Raw genomic sequence first — 24446 nt, 5'->3', positions numbered from 1 at the left:
GCTTAGTGTGCTTTTACCCCGACACTACGCAGAAACTGATTGATATCTTTATTAGCGCCATAAACTACCAGCACATCATTTTCTTGTAGCACTTGCTCTGGCGTCGCTAAGCCTTGAATATGAGGTCTGCGTTGCGAGCGACTAAAACTGTCTTCATAATGCTCATAGCACATAGTACTTAACAGTTTCAAATTAAACTTCTGTTCCATTTGAAGTGCGGCAACCGTTTTACCAATTAAAGCTTCTGGAATACCAATTTCAACGATACTAAAATTATCCGTCAAACTATACGAGTCTACAAAATAACGTAATGACAAGCGCTTTGCCCAGCGCATCGCTGATTCTTTTTCGGGGTGGAAGATATCATCAACCCCAATCGCTTGCAGCACTTTTTCGTGCAGTGGGTTAATACTGCGACTGATTAGACGCTTTGCTTTTAACGTTTTAAACAATGCCGTCGCCATGACATTTGCCCCTTGGTCTTCCCCAATGGCCACCACGACAATATCGGTATCGACAATCGGTAGACCATTGACCGTATATTCGTCGGTCGCGTCCATACAAATGGTATGGGTAATCAGCTCTTTATAAGCTTCGACCTTTTGCATACGGCTATCAATGGCAATCACTTCATGACCTTGACTGGTAAGCGCCATACCAAGTGAAGAACCAAAACTTCCTAAACCTGCAATGATAAATTTCATACTCTTCCTTGTGACGTGCGTATCTTTCAGTGCAATAGTAATCCAATACGTTAGTAATCTAATACTGTAATCATCTAAGACGCTAATAATACGATACTGTAATGAGGCAGTACGGCTCTATAGTATGATTAGTTAATAGTAATCTCTTCGGTGGGATAACGATAGTTACCTTGATGCTTGTTTTTAACCAAGGCGATAAAAATCGTTAACATCCCCACGCGCCCAACAAACATAATGACCGCCACCACCAATTTATTAAAAGTAGACAAATCAGCGGTTAGATTTAAACTTAAACCTACCGTACTATAAGCAGAAAAACATTCAAACACGACTTTGATTAAATCAAGCTCAGGCTGGTCGTAACTGATGAGCGTAACGCCAGTGCCAATCACTAACAACGATAACCACATGATTGAGAACGCCCGACGAATAGAGATGTCTGCAATTTCACGCCGGAATACTTCCACTTTGGTTTGACCACGAGCAATGCTCAGCGTATTTAACAGCGCAATGGCAAACGTGCTGGTTTTGATACCGCCACCAGTCGAATTGGGCGATGCACCAACCCACATCAAAAAAATGGTCAGCATAATCGTCGGGAACGCTAGCGCATCCATATCAGCGATATTAAACCCCGCGGTTCGCGGAGTAGCCGCTGTAAATAACCCCGTGATTACTTTACCAAAAAAGCTGGTGTGCTCCGCAAGGATGCCATGATATTCAAATATCATCACTCCAATCAGCCCTATCAGCAATAACGCGCCCGAGGTGACTAAGGTAATACGGCTATTCAGACTCAACAACCACGGCTGATAAGCATAGCGCTGACTGTCTCGATAAAACAAGCGCTGAGCTTGGTGGCACAAATAGCGCAGCAGATTGGCGACAATTAGAAACCCCATGCCCCCAAATAAAAACGTGGTACTAATAATCAGCTGTAAAGGATAATTAAAGCGCAGCGACTCATCATACAATCCTGCACTAAAAGTCGAAAACCCTGCATTACAAAATGCAGAAATCGCATGAAATCCCGAAAAGAATACCCGCTCAGAAAAAGTCATATTGGGTAAATCATAAATACTGATATAAATCAGAATAGCCGCTAACGCCTCAACCCCAAAAGTCACATACAGGATAGATTTCAGAGTCGTGACCGCATCACCCATTCGCCGTGCATAGGTCATCTCGCCAATACTCAGCTGAGTCTCATAACTGACCCCACCCTTAAAAAAGTAGCTAAAATAAGTCACAAACGTCAGAATGCCAAGCCCGCCAATTTGAATCAGCCCAATAATAATCACTTGCCCAAACGTGGTAAACCGCGTTGCCGTATCCACCACAATCAGCCCTGTGACGCATACCGCACTAGTCGCTGTGAATAGTGCATCAATAAACGATATCGGCTGCGTAGTGGCATTTGGCATCATTAATAATAGCGAGCCGACCAACACCACCGATAAAAAACTGAGTATAAAAAACTGTCCCGGTCTTAAAAAAGCCCGATTGAGATTAAAATCATTATCGGATATTTCACGAATAAAGGTGACTAATACCGCAATCTTAATGCTCGTAAAGCCATCAACGGGCATAGATAGTCCTGCGCGTAACACTGCCGTGAAATATACTGCCAGTAAGATAAGAATGGCGGCGCTGGTAAGCAAATCAAAAATCGCAACTTTATTGATTACCAGCGGTATTTTTGAATGAATATAACGCCCTACCGTGGCAACAAGCCCAAGTAACACAATCGCTAGATAGAAAATATGAAAGAGTTGTTGCAGCCATATCGAGAGCGTAAATCCGCTCTCAACCAAGGCAACCCCGACCCCAATGAGGCTGATAACAATCATAAATTTATTTAACAAACGATACGGTAGCGTTACGCGCATAGCTCAAATCCAAAATAGGAGAAACCAGCATACTTATACTCCTTTTTTTCGTCATCTGCTAAGACTGATTTTTAAGAATAGTAACCAGTTATGACTTTTTTTCTAACAAGTTTTAGGCGTATATGGATAAAAGTAAATATTAAAGCACGCCTTTAGTGTTGCCATCAGATCAATAATAAAAATATTTATGCATAAAAAAATACCGCTCTAGATATTCTAGAGCGGTATTTTTATTTAATTAAAGGCTTTTAATTAAACGTTAATGGTTATAAAAAGCTTGGTAAATGACGTGCTGGGTCAGTTTCGCGTGCTTTGATGGCATCTTCAACGGTCATGCCAAGGGCTTTGGCAACGCCTTCGCCATACGCAGGGTCACACATATTACAGTTACGAATGTGACGGTACTTGATAAATTCCAACGCGTCACCCATTCCTCGCGCGGTATTATCAAATAATACTTGCTGTTGCTCATCGCTCATCAAATGAAACAAGGCGCGTGGCTGACTGAAATAGTCGCTATCATCTTCACGGAAGTCATAATGCGCGGCATCACCATCAATCTTTAATGGTGGCTCAGCATAATCTGGCTGCTCTTGCCACTGGCTAAAGCTGTTTGGCTCATAGTGTGGACGACTACCATAGTTGTCATCGACACGCCCTTCACCATCACGATGATTGCTCATTACAGGGCAGCGTGGTTTGTTCACCGGAATCTGCTGATGATTGACACCGACACGGTAACGCTGAGCATCGGCGTAATTGATCAAACGATTTTGTAGCATTTTATCCGGTGAAACACTGATACCGGGTACTAGATTACTTGGGGCAAATGCCGCTTGTTCGACATCGACGAAGTAGTTGTCAGAATTTTTATTTAATTCAAATTCGCCGACTTCAATCAGCGGATAGTCACCTTTTGGCCATACTTTGGTCAAGTCAAACGGATGATAAGGGACGGTATCCGCCTCAGCTTCTGGCATGATTTGCACGTACATTTTCCACTTAGGAAAATCGCTATTTTCGATAGCATCGTACAAATCTTTTTGATGACTTTCACGATCCGAACCAACGATATCTGCCGCTTCTGCATCGGTTAAGTTTTTGATGCCTTGTTGCGTGCGGAAATGAAATTTGACCCAAAAACGCTCGCCGGCGGTATTCCAAAAACTATAGGTGTGCGAACCAAAACCATGCATATTTCTATAGGACGCAGGAAGACCGCGATCACTCATAACGATAGTGACCTGATGCAAGGCTTCTGGTAGTAACGTCCAAAAATCCCAGTTATTGGTTGCCGAACGCATATTGGTACGTGGGTCACGTTTGACGGCTTTGTTTAAGTCTGGAAATTTGCGCGGATCACGTAAGAAGAATACTGGCGTATTATTACCCACCATATCCCAGTTACCCTCTTCAGTATAAAACTTTAGGGCAAAACCGCGAATATCACGTTCCGCATCAGCTGCGCCGCGCTCGCCTGCTACGGTACTAAAGCGCGCAAACATTTCAGTTTGCTTACCCACTTCGCTAAAGATTTTGGCACGCGTATATTGAGTAATGTCGTTGGTGACCGTAAAGGTACCAAATGCGCCTGAACCTTTAGCGTGCATGCGACGCTCTGGAATCACTTCGCGGGCAAAGTTAGCGAGCTTTTCATTGAGCCAAATATCTTGTGCTAATAATGGACCACGCTTACCTGCGGTGAGACTGTTTTGATTGTCTGCAACTGGTGCGCCATTACCCATAGTCAACTGGGTCGGTGCATAAGGACATTTTTTATCGCTCATGGTATTTCTCCTTTAAGGAATAAATTAGCGTGTGATGTATCAACACAAATCTAATAGCGCGTAAACAGTATTAAGAAGTAGGCTTAATAGGGATACAATCAGAGTTACTATGCAAATTGTTATGCAACCTTACTACGCAAAAATCTCACCCTAGCAACGTTCATTACAGCAATAAAATTAGCATACTTTGGTTTGCTTATGTATTCTATTACACCCTTTTTTTATGTATTTGTATAATCAATTAATTATAAGCTTTAGTTTTATTTTTTAAAACCAGTCTTGTCTTTAAAAATAAACCATTAGCAGTCACCACACACATAAATTCTTTAGTCATCAAAATATAAGGGTCACACACAGCCCACTTTTTTCATCATCATTATTGGTAGCCGTCAATATAGAAGTCGTCATAAACACATCAATACCTGCCTGCTCACAAATAGTCTTCACAATGGATAGCCCCAATCCTGTACCTTCTATTTCATCAGATTTTTTTATGACACTGTCAGAACGCAATAGATTGTCAGACGTTTTAGCGGTCTGACTCAATCTTATGAATGGTTCAAAAACACTGGCATAATCATTGGGATGAATACCTGTGCCTGAATCCATAATTTGTAATACCAGTCTGTCATTGGAATCGGTAGAAATCTGCTTAACTTTTCCAGAGTGAATCACTTGTGTACCAAAACTAGCGCGTGCATTTAATACTGGGGTTTTTAGGTCTTTGTGATTCTGTTTGATATGAAACAATTTCACTGCGACCTGACCATTATCTGGGGTATAAATAATGGCGTTTTGGATAAGGTTTTTAATCAGCATTAATAATGCCGTCTCATCAATATTCACTTTATCATCAGCGGATAATTGCACGGTCAGCGCTATATTTTTGTGATCCGCAATGGGTACTAATAGATCAATGACTTGTTCGATAACAGCTTTGACAGAGACGGGCTCATGCTTAGCATCATTGGTAATATTGATATTTCCGGCACGAGCAAGCGTTAGCAGTTGTTCGACCAATCCTTGATTCCGCTTCAGGCGAATGGCAAGTTTATCTAAACCTGCGCTCATGACCTCATCATGACTGATACGTTGTAAGCGTTGCAGCTGTAGTGATACAGCGGTAAGAGGTGAGCGCAGCTCGTGCGCAGCATCCGCGATAAAGCGTTGCTGACGTTCAATACTGACTTTTACCAAGGCTAGTAGACGGTTTAACGACTGCGCTAGCGGTAATAATTCTGTGGGTAGATTATTGATAGATAATGGGCTTAAATCACTTTCTTGACGGCTGTTAATTTCACTGTGAAGTTGGCGTACGGGTTTGAGCATCCGCCACATGATAAAGGGTAACAGCACCATCAAAAATGCAATGGCAATGATTAATGGCAAAAAGGCTTGCATCGCATTGGCTTTCGCTAAATCTTCTTGAAACTCGGTGCGCTGACGTACAATAATGACACGACTCTCATGGTCACTGCGATAGACGCGCCATACTTTGTTATCTATGGTTTGAGTACTGATACCTGATGGGATTAAAGGGAGGTTTTTTAAACTAATATCATCGGAGCTGATATTGTCAACGTTGATATCGCTATTGCTATCTTTAGGACTGATATCTTTAAGATCGCCATTGTCGGAATCTTTATTGCGCTTCGTTTTATTCTTTTGCGGTGATTTGTCTGTTTTTGCTGGTGTCCATGCCTTATTTAGCACATCAACGGTGATACTGCCTTCATCTTCATCCGTCTCAAAGTGGATTTTTTTCTTCTTTTGCAGTGGACTGGCATCAGAATCTTTGATATCAATGGTTTGTGCCAGTAAGGCGGACATACTTTTAAGATTGTCATCTTGAAAGTCATTAAAATCCTCATAACTGTACCAAAACCCATAGCCACCGGCGACGATTGCTAATAATAGCAGTGCTGACACTGACCAAAAAATCAGCTGAAACTGCATCGACTTAGAGAGTTGGCGGATAGAAGGCATGTTATGAGTCTCTAAATATAAGGTCAGTTTTTTAAAGTAAGTTCTGTAAAATAGGTTCTGTAGCCGATTAAGGTAGTAGCATATTTATTCTTAAGCCTTACTATTACTGATATACCAGCCAAGTCCACGGACATTTTTAATTCTATTTTGCCCAATTTTCTTTCTAAGACTGTGAATCAGAAACTCAATCGCATTACTTTCCACTTCCCCGCCCCAACCATAGAGCGAGTCTTCCAGCTCAGTTTTTGACATGACTTTTTCAGGCGATAGCATAAATGTGGTAAGCAGCATATATTCTTTAGCGGTCAAATCGACAGGAACCGTATCCATGAGCACGCGCTTGTGTGCGGTATCGAGGCTCAGATTACCTACCATGATTTGGTTATCGGCTTTACCTTGCGCACGGCGAATCAGTACCCGCATTCGTGCAAATATTTCCCCAAGCTCAAACGGCTTCACCACATAATCATCCGCGCCAGAATCTAGCCCAGCAATGCGGTCTTTGACATCATCGCGAGCGGTAATAATCAATACTGGCGTGTCAATTTTGGCATCGCGAATGGCGGTTAATACGCCCATACCATCAATCTCAGGTAAGCCCAAATCCAATAATATAATGTCATAAGGCTGCACTCTTAAGGTCAAAATAGCTTGGCGACCATCTTTGACCCAATCGACGGTATAAGCTTCGTCCTGCAAGGCTTCGCTGAGGCTTTCGCCAATCATCAAATCGTCTTCGACCACTAATACGCGCATGGATTATCCTTATTTTTATCATTATTATTATAGTTATTGAGAATATTGAACAGCCAATTATCTGTGCCATTTGTCGCTTAAAGTATAGAGGAAACGATTGCCAAAAGCTCCAAGCGATACGGTCGTATTGCTTAGAGCTTTTTATAAAATATGAGCAGTGTGTTGGCGGGCTACTTTAAATTTGCCATGCGCTTATTTGTGCGCCGCCTTAACTTGATTACTAATGACTTGCCCCGTCATACTGTCGATAGCTATTTTATTGACTTGAGTACCGTTAGCAATTTTTACTTCATAAATTGACTTGCCATTATCAATATCAAACTCAGCTTCAAGTACTCTTCCGTTCACGGTTTGCGTCGCTTTTTGAATCGCTTGAGTCAACGTCATTTTAGACTGTTTCATCGCGCTATATTCTGCCATATCTTCTTTATCAAGTTTTTCTTGTTTCGTTTTTAACACTTTACCAGTGTTGGCATCAATATTTACTTCGTGCTCCACCCCATTGCCAACGAATTTAACTTCATATTCACCGCCAGCCGTATGATCATTTTTCTCAAATTCAGCACTGACCACATCACCTTGTACGGTTTTGCTCGCAATAAGGATAGCTTGTTGTAGGCTAATTTTGCTCTGCACAACAGCGGCTGCATCAGTCATTTTGGCATTAACATTAGTATTGGCAGCAGTCGGTTGTATGACCGCAAGCGCAGCGGTACTGACACCAGTAACACTGAGTATCATAAGGAATAATTTGCTTAACGTTGAGATACTTTTCATGATGTTACCCTCTGTTTTATTTAATTTTTGGTCACAGCCTGCATTGGGATAGTCATGCTGTGTTCATGTTTCCATCATACAAAATAAGACATAGGAGAAACTTAGCGCAGATTAAGGGTTAAATTAGGGATAATATTTAAACCAAAATTCTTAGCCTTCAAAGTGCCTATTAAAAATACTCATCCAAAGTGCCTATTAATAGACTTAATCTTAGCGCCTTGACAACTCTCATAGGGTTGACGATACTCTTATGCTTGAGCGCTTGTCTAAAACTCTCATATCGAGGTGCAAAAACAGTGATGTTTAGTCACCTGAGACATAGCGTTGCCTAATTTAGGCGCAAGGTTAAATAAAATAATACTAACGTATCAAGGATAAAATAATGGACAGTCAGTTAACCGATTTTGATAAAAAAATGATAAAACGCTCGATTGAGCTAGCGGTTGCGAACGTAGAAAAAGGGGGCGAACCTTTTGGCGCGGTTTTGACCAAAGGGCAAGAAGTGATTACGGAAGCGGTGAATGAAGCTTATATTAATAACGACATTACAGCCCATGCAGAAATGCAAGCCATTCGTCAGGCAGGTGAAACGCTTACTCAGCCCCGTGACGCTGATATCACCATCTATGCCAGTGGTAAGCCGTGCGGTATGTGTATGGCAGCCATGCTACAAGCTAAAATCTCTCGCATTGTTTTTGCCGCCGATGATGAGTTGGGTGAAGCTTATGGTTGGGGCACACAGCCTTTATATGATAATTTGAAAAAAGATTTTGGCAAGCAAGGTATCGACGTTATCAATTGTCCTGATGCTAGCAGTAAAGATGCGTTTGTCGCCTATGCTAATAAGCACAACGCATAACATCTTAAGAAATATCACTTTATTAACAACTTACTCAGAATTTAATAAGACGCTTATCATGCGTGGTAAGCGTTTTTTTGTGCCTGCTGCTTTAGTAATGATTATCCATACTATGCCTCGCTTTTATTACCAACCATTTATTGTAAATACCCTTTTATAGGAACGATATCAGGTGGCAGCTCACTTTCCCCTAACGCTTCTAATAGATTGATTTCGATAGTGCGTGATATCGTTGTCAGTGGCAAATGGTTCGCCGCCACTCCAAAAGGATCGGTTATCTCTTCACTGAGCGCATCGAGACCAAAAAAGGTATAGGCAATGACGCCACAGATTAAAGGCGTGACCCAGCCCAAAGACGTTGCCAAGCCAAAAGGCAACATAAAGCAATACAGATAAGTGGTGCGATGTACTAATAAAATATAGGCAAATGGTAACGGCGTACTATGAATGCGTTCGCACGCCGCCAAAACTATCGTCATCGAGGTCAGGCGTTCATCCATATTTTGTATCATCAAATCTGAGGTCAACTGCTGACGGCGACAATGACTGAGCTGCTTGCCCATCAGCCGCAGCAGATATTCAGGTAAGTTTCGCGCTTGACGCATACTGTCATGGTATTCAACATCCACAAGACGATCCACGTCCTCCCACGGCGACGAACCCCGAAGCCTGTGTCGTAGTGCATGGGTAAAAGCAATATTAAGGTGAATGATACGGCGCTGAGTATCGCGTCCGGTCTCTGTTTCCTCATCTATAAAGGAGAGCACTTGCCGCGTTAAGCTACGCGAATCAAATACCAACTGCCCCCACAAACACCGACCTTCCCACCAACGCTGATAACTGGCATTGTTACGAAAGCCTAAAAACAGCGATAGCGCGATACCCAGCAAAGTGAATGGCGCGGTGCTGTAAGAGCTAAAATAGCTGGGAATCCAGTGCTGAACGGCTGATATTAAGGCACTCAGCAGAGTAATAAGTAACACTTGGGGATAAATATGGGGGATTACAGAGCCGCGCAGGGTAAAAAGGATTTTGAATGCATTTGGTGTCTGCCGGATTATCATGAGAGTTTCCTAGCGAGGTTCGATGAGCGCGATGCTAACGTCAAGGTACGAGGTAATTCGAGTATAGAATTAAAGAATGTGATATTAAAAGCGGCATAACCGCTATATAGCGATAGCTTGCAAAGTCATTAGCTTTTAATGTTAGCAGATTTTTGCGTTCTCAGCTTTTAGCGAGATAATATATCATTAAGCGCTTTTAGAATAAATATGAGTATGAACAAGGTAGTCAATAAGGGGTAAATTATGCAAAAACAAAACGCCACTTCAATGCAGTGACGCTTGTTATAAAAGACACTTGTGATAAAAGACACTTGTGATAAAAAAAATATTTATCCTACCTTGTTAATTCTGTTGCGTGACCTCTAAATTATCGGCATAAGCAAATAACGCGGGCGCACCGCCAGTATGCCAAAACAATACACTGTCCGTTTTCTTAATTTTGCCAGAGCGAATCATATCTATTAGTCCGCCCATCGCTCTGCCCGTATAAACAGGATCAACTAAAATGCCCTCAGTTTGCGCAGTCATGGCAATGGCTTCATTTTCTAATGTGCCAATCACTCCATAGCCTTCGCCAACATAATCAGAGTTAAGAATTAAATCGGACGCTGAAAAGTCATACTCTGCACCGATTAAGGTTGCCGTACTATTCGCCAACGCCACGATATATTGATCAAAAGGCACTTTATCCGTTTCCCCTTTATCAATATTGATACCCACGATTTGATAAGCGGTATTGAAGATTTTATTGCCCAACATTAAGCCAGCGTGTGTGCCTCCAGAACTTGAAGCAAAAATGATATGAGTCAATGAGATATTCATACTTTGACGTTGCGACTCTAGCTCTCTAAAAGCTTCTACAAAAGCTAACGCGCCGCGCTCATTCGAGCCACCATATGGGACAATATAAGGTTTTTTGCCTTCTTTTTTTAATTGTTCAACGATTTTAGGAATGTCTTCGCCTTTACGATTGCTGCCCGCCCAATGAATATGGCAGCCAAAAATTTTATCCAATAATAGGTTGCCATTTGCATGATTAGGTTCTTGCCCACCTAAAACTAAATGACACTCCAATCCTAAACTCGCTGCCGCAGCGGCGGTTTGGCGACAATGATTGGATTGCGCTGCACCTGCCGTAATAATCGTATCCGCACCTTGAGCGAGCGCGTCTCCGATAATATATTCGAGCTTTCTGGTTTTATTACCACCCAATGCAAGACCCGTATTGTCATCCCGTTTCATGAAAATCTTTGGACCATCAAGCTTTTGGCTTAATTTAGTCAGCTCAATTAACGGCGTTGGGAAAAACCCTAATAGCTCTCTTGGCAGGTCTGCATAGTTAATATCTGCATTTTTCATAGCTGCATTGTTCATAAGTTATCCATTTCAATATGAGGGTGAATGACGGATACAGTTGCATGATATCCAACCGTAATAACACTGTAGCTGATAGCGATATTATACAATGATAAGCGGTAAATGTGAGCGGTATCGACAGTATCACAGACTGTTTTACTAGATTCAGATAGGTTAAGATTGCAAATAACTGACAGATGTCATTGGCTTAAAATGCAATTATAGTAAAGATTAAAATAATTTCTCTCAATAATTTTAAGGATAAAATCATGAAAAAACTAGGATTGGGCGTTGCGGTTGCGCTAAGTTTAAGCGCCTGTACGAGTATGAATGGTGGCACATCAATTGGTAATGGCAATCAAAACACGGTTGTCACTCAATATCCCGTCGAAACGGCAATGCTCAACATTTATACCAAAGCACGTAGCCAGAACTTGGTGGCGGTTGTCGATAACCAAAATCTATCAGCCGAAATCAAAGTCACGCCTAAAGGCAGTATGGTATTTAACAATAAACAAGTTCAAGGTGCTGAAGTCAATACGATTAATAAATCGGACAATCAAGTGGTCAATCAATCCGTCAGTATCAACTACTTCACCCTTTCACCATTAGTGTTCCATGGCTATACCAGCAGCTCCGGTGAATATTCAGTATCGACACAGACGACGACTATCCCAAAAATGGCTCAGGTTGGTGAGGCAAGTCCATTAATCACAGAAACGGTCTATAGTGATAGCAGTCAACGTAAAAGAATAGGCGTATATAACCAATCTTGGTCTTTGCTGCAAGATAGCAATAAAACCGCGTGGTTTTGTATCAACAGCTCAGCCAATGCCTTATTGGCGGTTGATCCCAATGGCAGCGCCGCAGAATGTTACAAAATCAATGCCAAAGGTGACATCTTAGATAGTAAATTAACCATTACAGTGCCTACTGCTAATGGTACTCAAACGATAAATTTTACCAGTAAATAGTAATTGCCTTAATATTTTATTAAAAGTATCAATGAAAAACCCACCTGACTGTTATTAGCAGCACGGCGTGGGTTTTTTATTCACTTTTTTTGGGCAATGACGCTGTCATTTTTATGCCACCCCATGTCACCAAGCCAACACCAAGCGCAATGAGAGATGCGCCTAGAATAATTCCATCCGGTACGCTTTCCCCTTGTACAAATACTGCGACAGGAACGCCAACGATTGCCCCAACTGACCCCAGTAAACTTAATAACACCGGACCACCCGTTTTTTGTAGTAAAAACAACAGTAAGAATTGTCCTGCAAAAATACAAGCTTGTAGCGCAATGAGAGCAAGCGGTAGGATTTCGCCATGAGGAACCGCCAGTGAAAAGTCTGATAATACACTCACCATCCCTAGCCAAATTGCCGCCGCAATTAACATACCCGGTGCAAGCGCACTCGGAGAGGCTTTATCTGGCCATCTTAATGTACGATAGATATTGCCAATGGCAAGCAAAACGGGACCACAGAGTGCGATTAAAATCCAAAATATACTGGCATCGGGTGCGGAAAACTTGCGTACAGCTAATACCCCCGCACCGGCAAGTGCCGCAGCAACCCCAAAAGCGCGCATGGTATTGAAGCGCTCTATCCGCAATGCTAGAGCTCCAAGATAAGTAAGCAGCGGTGGTAGCGCAATCATCATTGCCACAAACCCTGCACCGACATGCGGAATGGCGGAGAAAAATATTAAATTAGAACCAGCCACACTGACCAGCGCAGCCACAAAATAATATTCAAAACCACGTGCGCTTAAAGGCGGATGCTCATGCCGTAACAGCGCCACTACTGACAAAATAATTGCAGCGCCCGTGATCGACCAGAATAAAAAAGCCAGTGGCGTTAAGCCGATATTACCTGCGTATTTTGCTATATTGGTAGAGATACCGAGTAGTAAACCGCCCACTAAAAGACAAATAAAGGGAATCAACCACGCATGATTGTGGCGAGATACCTCTTGCTTTGTGAATTCACTCATGAACTATCCTTGGAATGGCATAATAAAATTAGTCTACATCTTTTATTACTTATTGAAACTTATGATATACAGACAGCTAAATCAGTAAGGTGGTAAGGTCTATGTTAGTAACACAACAGTTAGTCACACAAAACTAAAAACAACATCACTATAGGGATTAAATCATGAGTAACTCTAAAGCTACGGATAACAATAAGCACAACGATACTAAACACGAAGACACTAAGCACGAAAATACTAAGCACGATGACACTAAACACGACGATATTAAAGAGTCTGACGCTAAAGACAATAAAGATAACAAAGAATCTGGCGCTAAAGACAATAAAGATAACAAAGAATCTGGCGCTAAAGACAGTAAAGATGACAAAGAGTCTGACGTTAAAGACAATAAAGATGCCAAAGAGTCTGACGCTAAAGACAGTAAAGATGCCAAAGAGTCTGACGCTAAAGACAGTAAAGATGCCAAAGAGTCTGACGCTAAAGACAGTGAGGATACCAAAGAATCAGATGCTAAAGACAGTGAGGATACCAAAGAATCAGATGCTAAAGATAGTGAAGATGCCTCTTTAACAGAGTCTGCTATTACTAAAGCAAAAGAGGTCGTTGGGTCATTAGCTGATAAAGCGGCAGATGTGATGGAATTGGCTGCTAAGAAAATTAAAGAAGCTCGTAAAGAAGATTAATCTATCAAATTGCTTAAAAAGCCCTGCAAGTTGCAGGGCTTTTTATTACCTAAGAATTGACCTTCGAAATTGCTCTTTAAATAACCATACTGTTTTCATTCATAATTGCCTTGTCATTGGGAATTACCACTATTATTCTTTAAATCTTTATTATCCTCTAAACCTTTATAAAGCCGACGGTTTCATGAATACTGTCATATCTGTTTGATCGAAAAATAGATTGTTAAAAAAATAAACCATTCAGCGAGCAAACCCACAAAAAGTGCTCCACAAGGAAAAACCTTCAACCATGATGACACTCATCCAATCCAATCAGCAGTTATTCACCTTAGGACTCCTGCTTGGATTCATGATTATTTTTTTGTGGGTTTTGCAGTACGTGATTATTCATTATGGCGAGAAAACGCTTACTCAAGTGATGCGAAATTGGATACGTTTTAAACAGTATTTTGAGAAAAACAAACAATTTATTCGATTAAAAAAGAGTTATCCAAAAACTTATCATTTTTTAGCACAACGGTTTCACGTACAGCATTTTTATGGCTTACCTTTGACACTGCTATTTATAGTTATGGCTTATATCGTGTCACTGTTTATCGGACTGGTTGAAGATGTCGTCACTTCAGATTCTATTGTGGCAATGGACTATTTTGTGTCCCACCAGATGAGTATGCTGCGTACGTCGCCCATCGTGGATTTTTTTATTCTGATTACCAGTTTCGCGTCTACCGCAACGACCTGTTTAGTGGTGTTTTTAGTCTGTGTTATATGCTGGACTATTCGCCAACGCTATCTATTGATTGGATTGCTGGTAGCTACTTTAGGGAGTACTGTATTTACCTTTCTCAGTAAGCTGTTATTTCATCGCGCGCGACCCGCAGATATTTTACTGTTTGAGCAGACCGATTCCTTTCCGAGCGGACATGCGACGATTGCGGTTGCTCTATATGGATTTATTGCTTACCTTGCTATTCGTTTTAGTCAAAATTTTATCCGACAAATCCGTATATTCGTCATTACTGTCTTTTTTTCTATATTGGTAGGATTGAGCAGAATTGTGCTGAATGAGCATTATTTGAGTGATGTGTTGGGAGGGTATTTAGTAGGCGCATTGTGGCTGACTGTCGCGATTAGTGTGACCGAATGGCTCACTGCAAGGCATAAAATTAAATGGCAAATACAGTGGTCAACGTCTCAAATTTATATGATTTGGCTGAGTGTGGCTGGGGTGCTGATTGGCACTCTGATATATGCTAACGTTTATCAATTCCCACTTTTACTTTAAGTAAATTGGATATACGCTCTCGTAAATAAGTTATCAAAACCGATGATCACTACACGTTTATATTGATTGAAATTTGCAAATAATTAAAAATGTATGCTCATCGGCTCAGTTAATAACTATCGCAGTCATTAAATATATGCTCTATTTATCTCGTAATCCTTTAGTAACCACATACATATATTCAACCCATAAAAAAACGACCACTTAATATGATCGTTTTTTATTTTCTTAGGAATATAACTTTAAAATCTTAAATTAGAATTTGAAGTTAGCGCCAACAGTTAATAGATTAGCATCTGCATCACCCTGCATCATAGCGTATTCTGCTTCAATGGCAACATTAGGGTTGACTACATAACCTAAACCAAGACCACCAGCAATACCGGTATCACTACCAGATTCGCTGTATCCTAGGAATGACACTTCTGTTTCTACTTTAGCAATACCGAGCTTGCCTTTAGCATAGAGTGCAGTATTTGGGAATTGATAACGATAAGTACCATACGCACCATATGTTTTTACATTATATTCAGCGTTAAAACCGTCAAGACTAACATCTGCATCACTCGAACCTACATATTCAACTTCAACACCAACATTAGGGGTAAAGTTATAACCACCATAAACGCCATATGCAGTAGCGTCATCAAGACTATCAAGTCCATCATCATCTAACATGAACTTACCTACTTTTGCACCAATATATGGTTGACCATTACCATAAGACATTGCTGCTTGCGCACTAACGCTTAGGAAACAACCCGTGATTAATGCAAGTAGAGCTTTCTGTGAAGTTTTCATTATATTTACCTTAAAATGGGATTCAATATCGTTTTAAAAAAAGCTCTGTATAATAACAAATATAAAACATAAAAGAAATATTTTGAAATAAATTTTTAGAAAACCGTAAGATTGTCGTCTGATCAAGCAACAGGAGTTACACAGTTTAGAGCGTGATCATAGAATTTTCTGATAGTAAAAGAGAAGAGTTGTTTGCTAATATAGTATCTCTAATACTCATGACATATCGTATAGAACTACTCACTTTGACAGTATTAATAGTCTCCTATATGTAGTAGAAAAAGCCGAAAGGTATAACTCAAGTTCCCGAAAGTTATTAGTATTAAAGTTAAAATTAAAGAAACTGATAGAACCTAATCCTAATAGCCACATCAATAAAAGCCCCTTATTAAGGAGCATTTTATTGATGTTTGTTATCGTCTTGATAAAGCACTTAACGTATCGCTAATGTCACGTTTATGCTGGTTGAATGCGTGAGTACATCACTAACGATATTCCGTTAGAAATAAGCTCAACGGCAAGTAAAACACCGAGTATATACGTGGCTGACTGTGGATAACCAGAAAAGATCATTATTGCTAATACAAACGAAACTAAGCCAGAAAGTAAAACCGGTATAAATGCTGGTGTTCCGCGCAAACCGAAGGCAAATACCGTTCTGACAATACCTGTCGCCATAAACAAGATAGCAACGACCATCGTTAACGTTAAGATACCTTGAAGTGGCTCACGTAATAGCTCAAAACCTAGTAACAAACCAATCACACCGCCGACAGCAGCGAACACTTTACCCATAGTCGTCGGAGCAAGAAATAGTACGAAAATCTGTAAAGTACCTACGAATAAAAATAACCAACCTGCCAACTGCTCAGCAGCGAATGTCGCACTGAGTGGATTTAATAGGGCAAAAATACCCCCAAGAATACTGATGATGCCAACTACCAACCAGAACATACGATTCATAAGGTTACCTTACCTATAACGTAATAGAATATATAGTATAACCTGTGGATATCGGTCGCGTGTATGACCGCAGTTATCTATAAATACAATTATGTTAACGTCAGTTTTTTCTCATTGTATTCTGCTGAACTCTCTGCTAACTGACCGCGATATAGGTCATTGACCAAGATATAGTCTCGCTATCAGATCCAACCCGCTTCTAAAAGATGCTCGGTATTACTTATTTTAAATTCATGATATAAGTTAAAAAATACTGCAGGGTCTTCAATATTATCGAGCAGCTCTCGTTTATTGAGCGCTACAAACATCGCCAGCGCATAAGCCGCACAATGGATAGACTTTTTGGGATTAAACTCCATATCAGTAAACGCTTGATATTGCATGACCTCTTCATGTAGCTGAGTGTTTTGCTTGAGAGCATTCACATACAGCCAATCATAAAACGCGGTCAGTGGCTCTACGCTCCACTCTATACCAAAATAATTGTAGCTAATTAATTCACCCGAAGTTATTAAGCGCTCATCTTTTTTGGCTTGTCTTGGCGGCGCTGTCAGCAAGTCGGTATAAGGACCACCGTCCTCAAAAACACCACTGCTTTGAAAGGCATTTTCGACACTATATTGCTTACCATCATACTCATTAGTTAGCTTTAAGCTTAATGGACTGAGCAAAAAACTCAGTTTATTACCAGATTTACTTGATAGCTCTAAGACATTATTAAACCCATATTTCTTGCGAATCACTTGATGCATATCATTGATGGATTTTTTCTTTTGTCTACTGGCGAATCCCACATGACGCTCAAACCTAACCATGTCCGTTTTTACCAGATTGTCACTGTTGACTCTAGGCATGAAGACGGGTTTGTGTTCTACCGCGTTTTGAGTTTGTTCCATAGGGTTCTGTCTTGGTTCCATAGCAATGTGCCTTATATCGATGTTCTTTTGTTAATGTCTTTATAGCACTGCCCTTTTGCAAATGCTCGGACAGTCAAGCGTAAAGAAGTTTATCTTATTATCAGTTATTTATCCCACTCTATATTGGCACTGCATTAAATAAGTCGTTAAAAAATCAGTCGTCAAAACTTCCGCTATTCAATCCTTTTTTATACCATAAACACACTAAAATGAATTTTATTCATCTTTAATTCAATTTAAGTCGTTTTTATTCATGTTTTGATTGAGGTATGATTCATCTCATACACCAATTTGCTTTTATCTCAAATAATGAGAATAGATTAAGGTAGCGAATCACCATGAGTAATGAATTTAGCTGTTCAATTAAGCGCATACGTTTTGATGAAAACTATCAGCCTGCGGGCAGCACCCGTTTGACCACGAACTTTGCAAATTTGGCTCGTGGCGAGCAGCGTGAAGAGAACTTACGCAAAACGTTAAACATGATTAATAATCGTTTTAACACCCTTGCGCATTGGGATAATCCAACCGCAGACCGTTATTCTGTTGAGGTTGATATTGTATCTGTTGATATGGATATTGAAGGTAATGGTAATAGTTTTCCTATCATAGAGATGTTGCAAACGACGATTGTTGACCATAAAGATAACACGCGTATTGACGGTATGATTGGCAACAGTTTCTCATCTTACGTGCGCGATTATGACTTTAGCGTCGTCCTGTTAGAGCATTACAATAATAATCCAACCTCAAACTCACCGGCACAATTTGGTGATTTGCATGGCAAACTGTTTCAATACTTATTGAATTCTGAGACCTATCAAGCCAATTTTAATAAAACGCCAGTCATTTGCCTGAGTGTATCAACCAGTAAAACCTATCACCGTACGACCAATCAGCATCCGGTACTGGGCGTTGAATACAGACAAGATGAATACTCGTTGACTGATGAGTATTTTCACAAAATGGGCTTAACCGTGCGCTACTTTATGCCTGCTGGTAGTGTGGCGCCATTCGCGTTTTACTTTGCTGGTGACTTGGTCAGTGATTATACCGACCTTGAACTAATCAGCGCAATCAGTACGATGGAAGCTTTCCAAAAGATTTACCGTCCTGAGATTTATAATGCCAATTCGACAGCCGCGCAAGTGTATCAACCCAGCTTGAAGTACCAAGATTACTCTCTGACGCAAGTGGTGTATGACCGTGAAGAGCGCAGCAAAATGGCAGTGACGCAAGGCAAATTTACTGAAGAACAGTTTATTAAGCCTTACCAAGCCATTCTTGAGCAATGGGCAGCAACCTATGATGTCGAAAAACAGGCTGTAAAAAAGTGCGTTGCTTAATCCATTAAAATTTAGCCGAAATATAAAAATAAAATATAAACAGTGAATAAATATGAAACTACTATTACCGACCTCAACCGCTGGCAGCTTACCAAAACCGTCTTGGCTTGCTGAACCTGAAACCCTGTGGTCACCTTGGAAGCTCGAGGGTGATGAGCTGATTGAAGCCAAACAAGATGCCCTACGCTTGTCATTGCAGGAACAAGTTCATTCAGGGCTGGATATCGTCAGTGATGGCGAGCAGACTCGTCAGCATTTTGTGACCACCTTTATTGAACATCTTGACGGCGTGGATTTTAAACAGCGTGAAACAGTGCGCATTCGTAATCGCTATGATGCGAGTGTGCCGTCAGTTGTTGGTGCGGTGAGCCGTCAAAAGCCTGTATTTGTTGACGATGCTAAGTTTCTACGGGCGCAAACTAATCAGCCGATTAAGTGGGCGCTACCTGGTCCGATGACGATGATCGATACGCTATATGATGGTCATTATAAAAGCCGTGAAAAACTGGCGTGGGAATTTGCTAAAATACTTAATCAAGAAGCGCGAGAATTAGAAGCGGCTGGGGTTGATATTATCCAATTCGACGAACCAGCATTTAATGTGTTCTTTGATGACGTGAACGACTGGGGTATTGCCACTTTAGAACGTGCCATTGAAGGGCTAAAATGTGAGACGGCAGTGCATATATGCTACGGCTATGGTATCAAAGCCAATAATGATTGGAAAAAGACACTGGGTTCAGAGTGGCGCCAATATGAGCAAGCGTTTCCTAAGTTGCAGCAGTCTAAAATTGATATCATATCGTTAGAGTGTCAAAATTCACATGTACCCATGGATTTGATTGAATTAATTCGTGGTAAAAAAGTGATGATCGGTGCCATTGATGTGGCAACCAATACCATTGAAACACCAGAAGAAGTGGCAAATACGCTACGTAAAGCGCTACAATTTGTGGATGCTGACAAACTTTATCCGTCGACCAACTGTGGCATGGCACCCTTGCCTCGCGACGTGGCACGAGGTAAGCTGCAGGCATTAAGCGCAGGTGCGGCAATCGTTCGTAAAGAATTGACGGCTTAAGCGCTTATCAGACAAAAGCAATAGTTAAATTTGGAATGTAAGTGATGATTGAAGAAATCGATTTTAAAAATGGCATGGCGTTGTTAACTACTGCAGTTAGCGTGATCACCACCAAAGATGCATCGGGTGCTCATGGGTTTACGGCATCTGCGGTATGTAGCGTCACCGATACGCCACCAACCTTGCTGGTCTGTATGAATCACACATCACGCTCACATGCCCATTTTATTGATAATAAAATTTTGAGTGTCAATGTATTAGGCGCACAGCATGAACTCATATCCAATACCTTTGCCTCTAAACTGGGTTCAGAAGAGCGGTTTGAGCAAGGTTCTTGGACCGAACTAACCACAGGCGCTCCTGTTTTAGAAGATGCGCTGGTCAGTTTTGATTGTGAGATTGAACAAATTCAGCAAGTTGGCACGCATAGTATTTTTATGTGTCGTGTTGTGGCCATCAAGCAAAGCCAACAAAATGAGAGTTTGATATATTTTAATCGGGCTTATCATCAAGTTGGGCAAGTCGCTGAAGTAGAAAGCGCTTAAATCAGTACTTACATCACTGTATTAGGGTCTGTTAAAATTTAACAGACCCTAATTGTTATCTGACCACAATACCCTTCAACCATTTAACTCAATCTAATTAAGAAGTAACTGTCTCGTGGAATTAATCATTTTTTTAATCATAGGTGCGCTAGCAGGATTTGCAGCTGGGCTGTTTGGTGTGGGCGGTGGCACTATCATCGTACCCTTGCTGTTTATTGTCTTTACCAAAATGGGTTACCCTGCTGACACGATTATGCATTTGGCTCTAGGTACGTCACTGGCGACCATTGTTGTCACCTCTATCAGCTCCTTAATGGCACACAATAAAAAGGGTGGCGTCATCTGGTCGGTATTTAAAAACCTGACACCGGGGATGGCGATAGGATCCTTTGTTGGTGCAGGAATTGCTGGATGGCTGTCTGGGGTTCATCTTCAGGTAATGGTTGGACTATTTTTACTTTGGGTTGCCTTTACTATGTTTAAGGGTGGCAAAAAACAGACCGCTACCAATGCCAATGATAAAACACTACCGTCCACGCCGAAGCAATTAGCGGCAGGGGCTGGTATCGGTGTGGCTTCTGCCATTTTTGGTATCGGTGGCGGTAGCTTAACCGTTCCTTATCTCACACGTTATGGTGTGGTCATGCAAAAAGCGGTTGGCACGTCAGCAGCGTGTGGTCTACCCATTGCGATTGCAGGTGCGTTAGGATTTATGGTTTTTGGGATGAAGGCGCAAGTCACTGTTCCTAATACGATTGGCTTTGTCCACATTTATGCCTTTTTAGGGATTAGCATTATGAGTTTTTTCACCGCTAAAGTAGGTGCCAAAGTCGCTCATATGTTATCACCACAACTATTAAAAAAATGTTTTGCGGTGTTATTAATGGTTATAGGAAGTTTTTTCCTTGTAAAAGGGCTGCTGTGAGTAGTTATATGTAAGTTTCTAAAATACACTGCTTAGTCTTATATCTATTATAACTCATTGCTCTAAATAAGGATTTAGACAGTATTGTGACTCCTCTACCAAGCGGAGATGTGTATGATAAATAACCTAATCAAGTCTTTCAGCACGTATAACCCACTCCCACGGCTCTCTTTTATCATCGTGCATAGCGTCAATGCGTTTTTTAGATTCCATCGCTGGTATTAATACAGAAGCAGCAGCCCCTATTACAAAAATTGCTACCAGAGAGAAAAAGTACTTTTTGAATAATCCCCTTTTATAGCTGTCAAATCCATCTTGAGGGAAAAAGTAAAAAATGATATGCACCAGTGGGTTTAACAATACCGCAGCAATCGCTATAAAAAAATTGAATCCCCACATGATTCTGACTGTTTGGAATAAATACCAGAGAGACGCTATAGAAAACACAAGCAGCGCTAACCCTAGCCCAAAAAACACTATACTCATAATTAACCCTATCTTTACGATGCCTTAAGCTATGCAGTATATAATCATAAACATATAAACGTGAGTAAAAGTTTTCCTGAACAGATCGTTCAATCCACTTAGGAACGTATTTTTGGTTACCATGTCGTACACGCTCAAAATATTACCTAATAACCTAGTCAAAAAACTTAACGTTAAGCTCAAGACATACACTGAGTGAACCTATCGTTGTTCTATTATTCAAACTCAAAAGATGACACTCGCCAAATCGTACTATACAAACGAGTCTTCTCGAACCAGTTCATCCATTTAAAAATCGTCAGCTCAATTTTATTTACGCCATTTCAGTTTCCTCTTAGATATTCAATCACTTCAGACTTATACAGCCTACCGACGCTCTCAGATAATAGCTTGTTTTAGCTCTCTATTTCATTTTTCATGAGCTTCAATGCAGGCATCGAAGCTTTGAGCTTACACATTAACAGATATATTTTATATTTCTTATTCCATTATCGTGGAATTTCAGGTACGTGGCTAATTTTAGGGGAAATGACTGCTATAACTGACCATATGGATGCTGAGAGCTTCCATAAGCAAAAAAAACCACACTTTTTAGTCTAAAAAGTGTGGTTTTTCTTTTTACTAGGATGTGACGTTTCTAATAATATCAGGGTGAGGTAGTTACGCTCAGTTTGGGAAAGCATCAAGCGTTCAATTGTTCTGCTAAAGTAGGAAGAGGTTCAATAGAGCGTTCAAAGTCAAGACTCGATTCTAAATGTTTCAAATGTTGATCTATTAATCGAATCAGCTGTTCTTCATCTCTTGCCTCAATCGCTTGCACAATACGCGAATGCTCATCTTCGGCACAGTTCGAAGAGCCGAGCGTGTTATATAAGCCAATGATTAATGTGGTACGCAGCGTCAGTTCGCTCAAAAATTTCTCTAAAACTTGATTATCAGCAATGGCAGCTAAATCCATATGAAACTTACGTGATAAGCGTAATTCAGCTGGTTTGTCACCTTGCGCGCGTGCTTTGGCTTCAGCAGCTATGGTTGCTCGCATATCAACGATGTCTTGTGCACAAGCATTCTTAATAACATTGCAGGCTACGATTCGTTCAATGGTACGGCGAGCTTCAAACACATCGCTTGCTTCTTTAGGCGAAGGTGTTGAAATAAAGGCACCTCGGTTAGGTCGTAATTGGACCACATGCATAGTAGCGAGCGTAGAAAGTGCCCGTCTAACATTGGCTCTATTACAGTTAAATAGTTCACTTAACGTTGTTTCTACTAACTTTGTTCCAGCAGGCAGCCGCTGCTCTGATACCGCAGCGGTGATTGAATTAATAATCATCTGTTCTGGTATTTCGTCAGTTTCAGTCTCTATCTTTTTTATTTTCATCATGAGGGCGATTATAGTTCGCTAAACCATTCTTAACAAGAATTAATAAAAATATCTATTGTTTTGTTAGCAAATTTAGTTAACAATGATTGTTAACATAAATTGTTAACAATATTTTTTATTATTAACTAAATAATTGATGGTGGTACTCTATGAATATTCTAGTGATAAACCCTAATTCAACAGCATCTATGACAGATAAAATCGTAGCAAGCGCTCGTCAAAAGGCAAGTACTGGCACTACAATTATTGGCGCTTCCGGAACCAATGCGCCTGCTTCTATCCAAGGGCACTATGATGAAGCCATGTCTGTTCCGGGATTGCTTGCGCGCTTAAAACAAGCGGAAGCGGAAGGCGTGGATGGCGTAGTCGTCGCCTGTTTTGATGATCCGGGTATTGGGGCTTGTCGTGAGGTCTTTTCAGGTCCCGTTCTTGGGATTTGTGAAGCGGCAGTCAAAGCAGCAAGTATGATCTCGACCTCTTTTAGTGTCGTGACGACCTTACCGCGTTCTGTACCTGTGATTGAGGAGCTTATTCATGGCTACGGTTTGTCACATCGGTGTAGACGAGTGCGCTCTGCGGCAATACCTGTACTTGCACTCGAAGAAGCTGGTTCAGGAGCGCGTGAAAAAGTCCGTGACGAAATTTTGCGGGCAATTCATGAAGATAACTGTGAGGCTATCGTTTTAGGCTGTGCTGGTATGGCTGACCTGACAGAATGGTTGACTGAAGAAACGGGTATTCCTGTGATTGACGGTGTCACTGTAGCAACGCGCATGGTTGAAGCATTAGTAAGCTGCGGACTAAAAACCAGTAAAATTGGGGCTTATGCATTACCAATTCAAGCTTAATAA

The 24446-nt window shown here is 41.0% G+C and carries 23 protein-coding genes; 9 read left to right on the top strand and 14 right to left on the bottom strand.

Annotated features, from left to right (window positions below):
- Positions 1 to 2 precede the first annotated feature (2 nt).
- The 6 genes from AOC03_RS09230 to AOC03_RS09205 form a co-directional block, all read right to left on the bottom strand.
- A complete protein-coding gene (locus AOC03_RS09230) occupies positions 3 to 704 on the bottom strand; it encodes a potassium channel family protein (protein WP_062535331.1) in 702 nt (233 codons plus the stop codon).
- Positions 705 to 832: 128 nt separating this feature from the next.
- Positions 833 to 2593: a TrkH family potassium uptake protein gene (locus tag AOC03_RS09225; RefSeq protein WP_062535329.1), complete on the bottom strand. Its 1761-nt coding sequence runs from the start codon at positions 2591 to 2593 to the stop codon at positions 833 to 835.
- A gap of 266 nt (positions 2594 to 2859) precedes the next feature.
- Positions 2860 to 4380 carry a catalase gene (locus AOC03_RS09220; RefSeq protein ID WP_062535327.1) on the bottom strand — a complete coding sequence of 507 codons (1521 nt, stop codon included), beginning with the start codon at positions 4378 to 4380 and terminating at the stop codon, positions 2860 to 2862.
- A gap of 333 nt (positions 4381 to 4713) precedes the next feature.
- Positions 4714 to 6366: a sensor histidine kinase gene (locus tag AOC03_RS09215; protein WP_062535325.1), complete on the bottom strand. Its 1653-nt coding sequence runs from the start codon at positions 6364 to 6366 to the stop codon at positions 4714 to 4716.
- Between the two features lie 90 nt (positions 6367 to 6456).
- Positions 6457 to 7122, bottom strand: a complete 666-nt coding sequence (locus tag AOC03_RS09210) for a response regulator (RefSeq protein WP_062535323.1) — start codon at positions 7120 to 7122, stop codon at positions 6457 to 6459.
- 192 nt (positions 7123 to 7314) lie between these two features.
- On the bottom strand, positions 7315 to 7899 hold the full coding sequence (locus tag AOC03_RS09205; protein ID WP_062535322.1) for a PepSY domain-containing protein: 585 nt from the start codon (positions 7897 to 7899) through the stop codon (positions 7315 to 7317).
- Positions 7900 to 8281: 382 nt separating this feature from the next.
- Between AOC03_RS09205 and AOC03_RS09200 the strand changes: the two genes are divergently transcribed.
- Positions 8282 to 8758, top strand: a complete 477-nt coding sequence (locus AOC03_RS09200; protein ID WP_062535320.1) for a nucleoside deaminase — start codon at positions 8282 to 8284, stop codon at positions 8756 to 8758.
- Positions 8759 to 8895: 137 nt separating this feature from the next.
- Here AOC03_RS09200 and AOC03_RS09195 read toward each other — a convergent pair whose 3' ends face one another.
- Together AOC03_RS09195 and AOC03_RS09190 are read right to left on the bottom strand one after the other, a co-directional pair.
- Positions 8896 to 9822, bottom strand: coding sequence for a bestrophin family protein (locus tag AOC03_RS09195; protein ID WP_062535317.1), 927 nt, complete (start codon positions 9820 to 9822; stop codon positions 8896 to 8898).
- Between the two features lie 342 nt (positions 9823 to 10164).
- A complete protein-coding gene (locus AOC03_RS09190) occupies positions 10165 to 11196 on the bottom strand; it encodes a D-cysteine desulfhydrase family protein (protein ID WP_227514225.1) in 1032 nt (343 codons plus the stop codon).
- Between the two features lie 251 nt (positions 11197 to 11447).
- Between AOC03_RS09190 and AOC03_RS09185 the strand changes: the two genes are divergently transcribed.
- Complete coding sequence (locus tag AOC03_RS09185) at positions 11448 to 12152, top strand: hypothetical protein (RefSeq protein ID WP_062535315.1); 705 nt, start codon at positions 11448 to 11450, stop codon at positions 12150 to 12152.
- A 76-nt stretch (positions 12153 to 12228) separates the two neighbouring features.
- Here the strand turns inward: AOC03_RS09185 and AOC03_RS09180 are convergent, their stop codons facing one another.
- Complete coding sequence (locus AOC03_RS09180) at positions 12229 to 13176, bottom strand: DMT family transporter (RefSeq protein ID WP_062535312.1); 948 nt, start codon at positions 13174 to 13176, stop codon at positions 12229 to 12231.
- A gap of 164 nt (positions 13177 to 13340) precedes the next feature.
- On the opposite strand from AOC03_RS09180, the gene AOC03_RS09175 reads away from it, so the two are divergent.
- On the top strand, positions 13341 to 13862 hold the full coding sequence (locus AOC03_RS09175) for a hypothetical protein (protein ID WP_227514224.1): 522 nt from the start codon (positions 13341 to 13343) through the stop codon (positions 13860 to 13862).
- 289 nt (positions 13863 to 14151) lie between these two features.
- Complete coding sequence (locus AOC03_RS09170; RefSeq protein WP_062535310.1) at positions 14152 to 15147, top strand: phosphatase PAP2 family protein; 996 nt, start codon at positions 14152 to 14154, stop codon at positions 15145 to 15147.
- Between the two features lie 255 nt (positions 15148 to 15402).
- Here the strand turns inward: AOC03_RS09170 and AOC03_RS09165 are convergent, their stop codons facing one another.
- The 3 genes from AOC03_RS09165 to AOC03_RS09155 all read right to left on the bottom strand — a co-directional run bounded on the left by AOC03_RS09165 (position 15403) and on the right by AOC03_RS09155 (position 17807).
- Positions 15403 to 15948 carry a porin family protein gene (locus tag AOC03_RS09165; protein WP_062535308.1) on the bottom strand — a complete coding sequence of 182 codons (546 nt, stop codon included), beginning with the start codon at positions 15946 to 15948 and terminating at the stop codon, positions 15403 to 15405.
- Positions 15949 to 16404: 456 nt separating this feature from the next.
- A complete protein-coding gene (locus tag AOC03_RS09160) occupies positions 16405 to 16911 on the bottom strand; it encodes an HdeD family acid-resistance protein (protein ID WP_062535306.1) in 507 nt (168 codons plus the stop codon).
- Positions 16912 to 17093: 182 nt separating this feature from the next.
- Positions 17094 to 17807, bottom strand: a complete 714-nt coding sequence (locus AOC03_RS09155) for a DarT1-associated NADAR antitoxin family protein (RefSeq protein ID WP_062536665.1) — start codon at positions 17805 to 17807, stop codon at positions 17094 to 17096.
- A 359-nt stretch (positions 17808 to 18166) separates the two neighbouring features.
- Here AOC03_RS09155 and AOC03_RS09150 point away from each other — a divergent pair, with 359 nt between their 5' ends.
- From AOC03_RS09150 to AOC03_RS09135, 4 genes are all read left to right on the top strand, one after another.
- Positions 18167 to 19174 (top strand): DUF1852 domain-containing protein, encoded by a 1008-nt coding sequence (locus tag AOC03_RS09150; RefSeq protein ID WP_062535304.1) that lies wholly within the window; start codon positions 18167 to 18169, stop codon positions 19172 to 19174.
- A gap of 52 nt (positions 19175 to 19226) precedes the next feature.
- Positions 19227 to 20255 (top strand): methionine synthase, encoded by a 1029-nt coding sequence (locus AOC03_RS09145; RefSeq protein ID WP_062535302.1) that lies wholly within the window; start codon positions 19227 to 19229, stop codon positions 20253 to 20255.
- 44 nt (positions 20256 to 20299) lie between these two features.
- Complete coding sequence (locus AOC03_RS09140; protein WP_062535300.1) at positions 20300 to 20800, top strand: flavin reductase; 501 nt, start codon at positions 20300 to 20302, stop codon at positions 20798 to 20800.
- A 115-nt stretch (positions 20801 to 20915) separates the two neighbouring features.
- Positions 20916 to 21725 (top strand): sulfite exporter TauE/SafE family protein, encoded by an 810-nt coding sequence (locus AOC03_RS09135; protein ID WP_062535298.1) that lies wholly within the window; start codon positions 20916 to 20918, stop codon positions 21723 to 21725.
- A gap of 126 nt (positions 21726 to 21851) precedes the next feature.
- Here the strand turns inward: AOC03_RS09135 and AOC03_RS09130 are convergent, their stop codons facing one another.
- Positions 21852 to 22211, bottom strand: a complete 360-nt coding sequence (locus AOC03_RS09130) for a hypothetical protein (RefSeq protein ID WP_062535296.1) — start codon at positions 22209 to 22211, stop codon at positions 21852 to 21854.
- 682 nt (positions 22212 to 22893) lie between these two features.
- Positions 22894 to 23544, bottom strand: coding sequence for a GntR family transcriptional regulator (locus AOC03_RS09125; protein ID WP_227514223.1), 651 nt, complete (start codon positions 23542 to 23544; stop codon positions 22894 to 22896).
- Positions 23545 to 23744: 200 nt separating this feature from the next.
- On the opposite strand from AOC03_RS09125, the gene AOC03_RS09120 reads away from it, so the two are divergent.
- Positions 23745 to 24443, top strand: coding sequence for an aspartate/glutamate racemase family protein (locus tag AOC03_RS09120; RefSeq protein ID WP_062535292.1), 699 nt, complete (start codon positions 23745 to 23747; stop codon positions 24441 to 24443).
- Positions 24444 to 24446 lie beyond the last annotated feature (3 nt).

It is taken from the genome of Psychrobacter urativorans, assembly GCF_001298525.1.
GTDB lineage: Bacteria > Pseudomonadota > Gammaproteobacteria > Pseudomonadales > Moraxellaceae > Psychrobacter > Psychrobacter urativorans_A.
The sequence above is the reverse complement of the archived record's forward strand: the minus strand, read 5'-3'. Positions and strand labels throughout refer to the sequence as shown.

Bases quoted from the DNA above. Each gene is read 5' to 3' on its own strand.
- AOC03_RS09200 (WP_062535320.1), top strand. From the start codon at position 8,282: ATGGACAGTCAGTTAACCGATTTTGATAAAAAAATGATAAAACGCTCG.
- AOC03_RS09225 (WP_062535329.1), bottom strand. From the start codon at position 2,593: ATGCGCGTAACGCTACCGTATCGTTTGTTAAATAAATTTATGATTGTT.
- AOC03_RS09230 (WP_062535331.1), bottom strand. From the start codon at position 704: ATGAAATTTATCATTGCAGGTTTAGGAAGTTTTGGTTCTTCACTTGGT.
- AOC03_RS09190 (WP_227514225.1), bottom strand. From the start codon at position 11,196: ATGAACAATGCAGCTATGAAAAATGCAGATATTAACTATGCAGACCTG.
- AOC03_RS09195 (WP_062535317.1), bottom strand. From the start codon at position 9,822: ATGATAATCCGGCAGACACCAAATGCATTCAAAATCCTTTTTACCCTG.
- AOC03_RS09215 (WP_062535325.1), bottom strand. From the start codon at position 6,366: ATGCCTTCTATCCGCCAACTCTCTAAGTCGATGCAGTTTCAGCTGATT.
- AOC03_RS09160 (WP_062535306.1), bottom strand. From the start codon at position 16,911: ATGAATCGTATGTTCTGGTTGGTAGTTGGCATCATCAGTATTCTTGGG.
- AOC03_RS09185 (WP_062535315.1), top strand. From the start codon at position 11,448: ATGAAAAAACTAGGATTGGGCGTTGCGGTTGCGCTAAGTTTAAGCGCC.
- AOC03_RS09175 (WP_227514224.1), top strand. From the start codon at position 13,341: ATGAGTAACTCTAAAGCTACGGATAACAATAAGCACAACGATACTAAA.
- AOC03_RS09125 (WP_227514223.1), bottom strand. From the start codon at position 23,544: ATGATTATTAATTCAATCACCGCTGCGGTATCAGAGCAGCGGCTGCCT.
- AOC03_RS09120 (WP_062535292.1), top strand. From the start codon at position 23,745: ATGAATATTCTAGTGATAAACCCTAATTCAACAGCATCTATGACAGAT.
- AOC03_RS09140 (WP_062535300.1), top strand. From the start codon at position 20,300: ATGATTGAAGAAATCGATTTTAAAAATGGCATGGCGTTGTTAACTACT.
- AOC03_RS09220 (WP_062535327.1), bottom strand. From the start codon at position 4,380: ATGAGCGATAAAAAATGTCCTTATGCACCGACCCAGTTGACTATGGGT.
- AOC03_RS09170 (WP_062535310.1), top strand. From the start codon at position 14,152: ATGATGACACTCATCCAATCCAATCAGCAGTTATTCACCTTAGGACTC.
- AOC03_RS09165 (WP_062535308.1), bottom strand. From the start codon at position 15,948: ATGAAAACTTCACAGAAAGCTCTACTTGCATTAATCACGGGTTGTTTC.
- AOC03_RS09210 (WP_062535323.1), bottom strand. From the start codon at position 7,122: ATGCGCGTATTAGTGGTCGAAGACGATTTGATGATTGGCGAAAGCCTC.
- AOC03_RS09150 (WP_062535304.1), top strand. From the start codon at position 18,167: ATGAGTAATGAATTTAGCTGTTCAATTAAGCGCATACGTTTTGATGAA.
- AOC03_RS09130 (WP_062535296.1), bottom strand. From the start codon at position 22,211: ATGAGTATAGTGTTTTTTGGGCTAGGGTTAGCGCTGCTTGTGTTTTCT.
- AOC03_RS09180 (WP_062535312.1), bottom strand. From the start codon at position 13,176: ATGAGTGAATTCACAAAGCAAGAGGTATCTCGCCACAATCATGCGTGG.
- AOC03_RS09145 (WP_062535302.1), top strand. From the start codon at position 19,227: ATGAAACTACTATTACCGACCTCAACCGCTGGCAGCTTACCAAAACCG.
- AOC03_RS09155 (WP_062536665.1), bottom strand. From the start codon at position 17,807: ATGGAACAAACTCAAAACGCGGTAGAACACAAACCCGTCTTCATGCCT.
- AOC03_RS09205 (WP_062535322.1), bottom strand. From the start codon at position 7,899: ATGAAAAGTATCTCAACGTTAAGCAAATTATTCCTTATGATACTCAGT.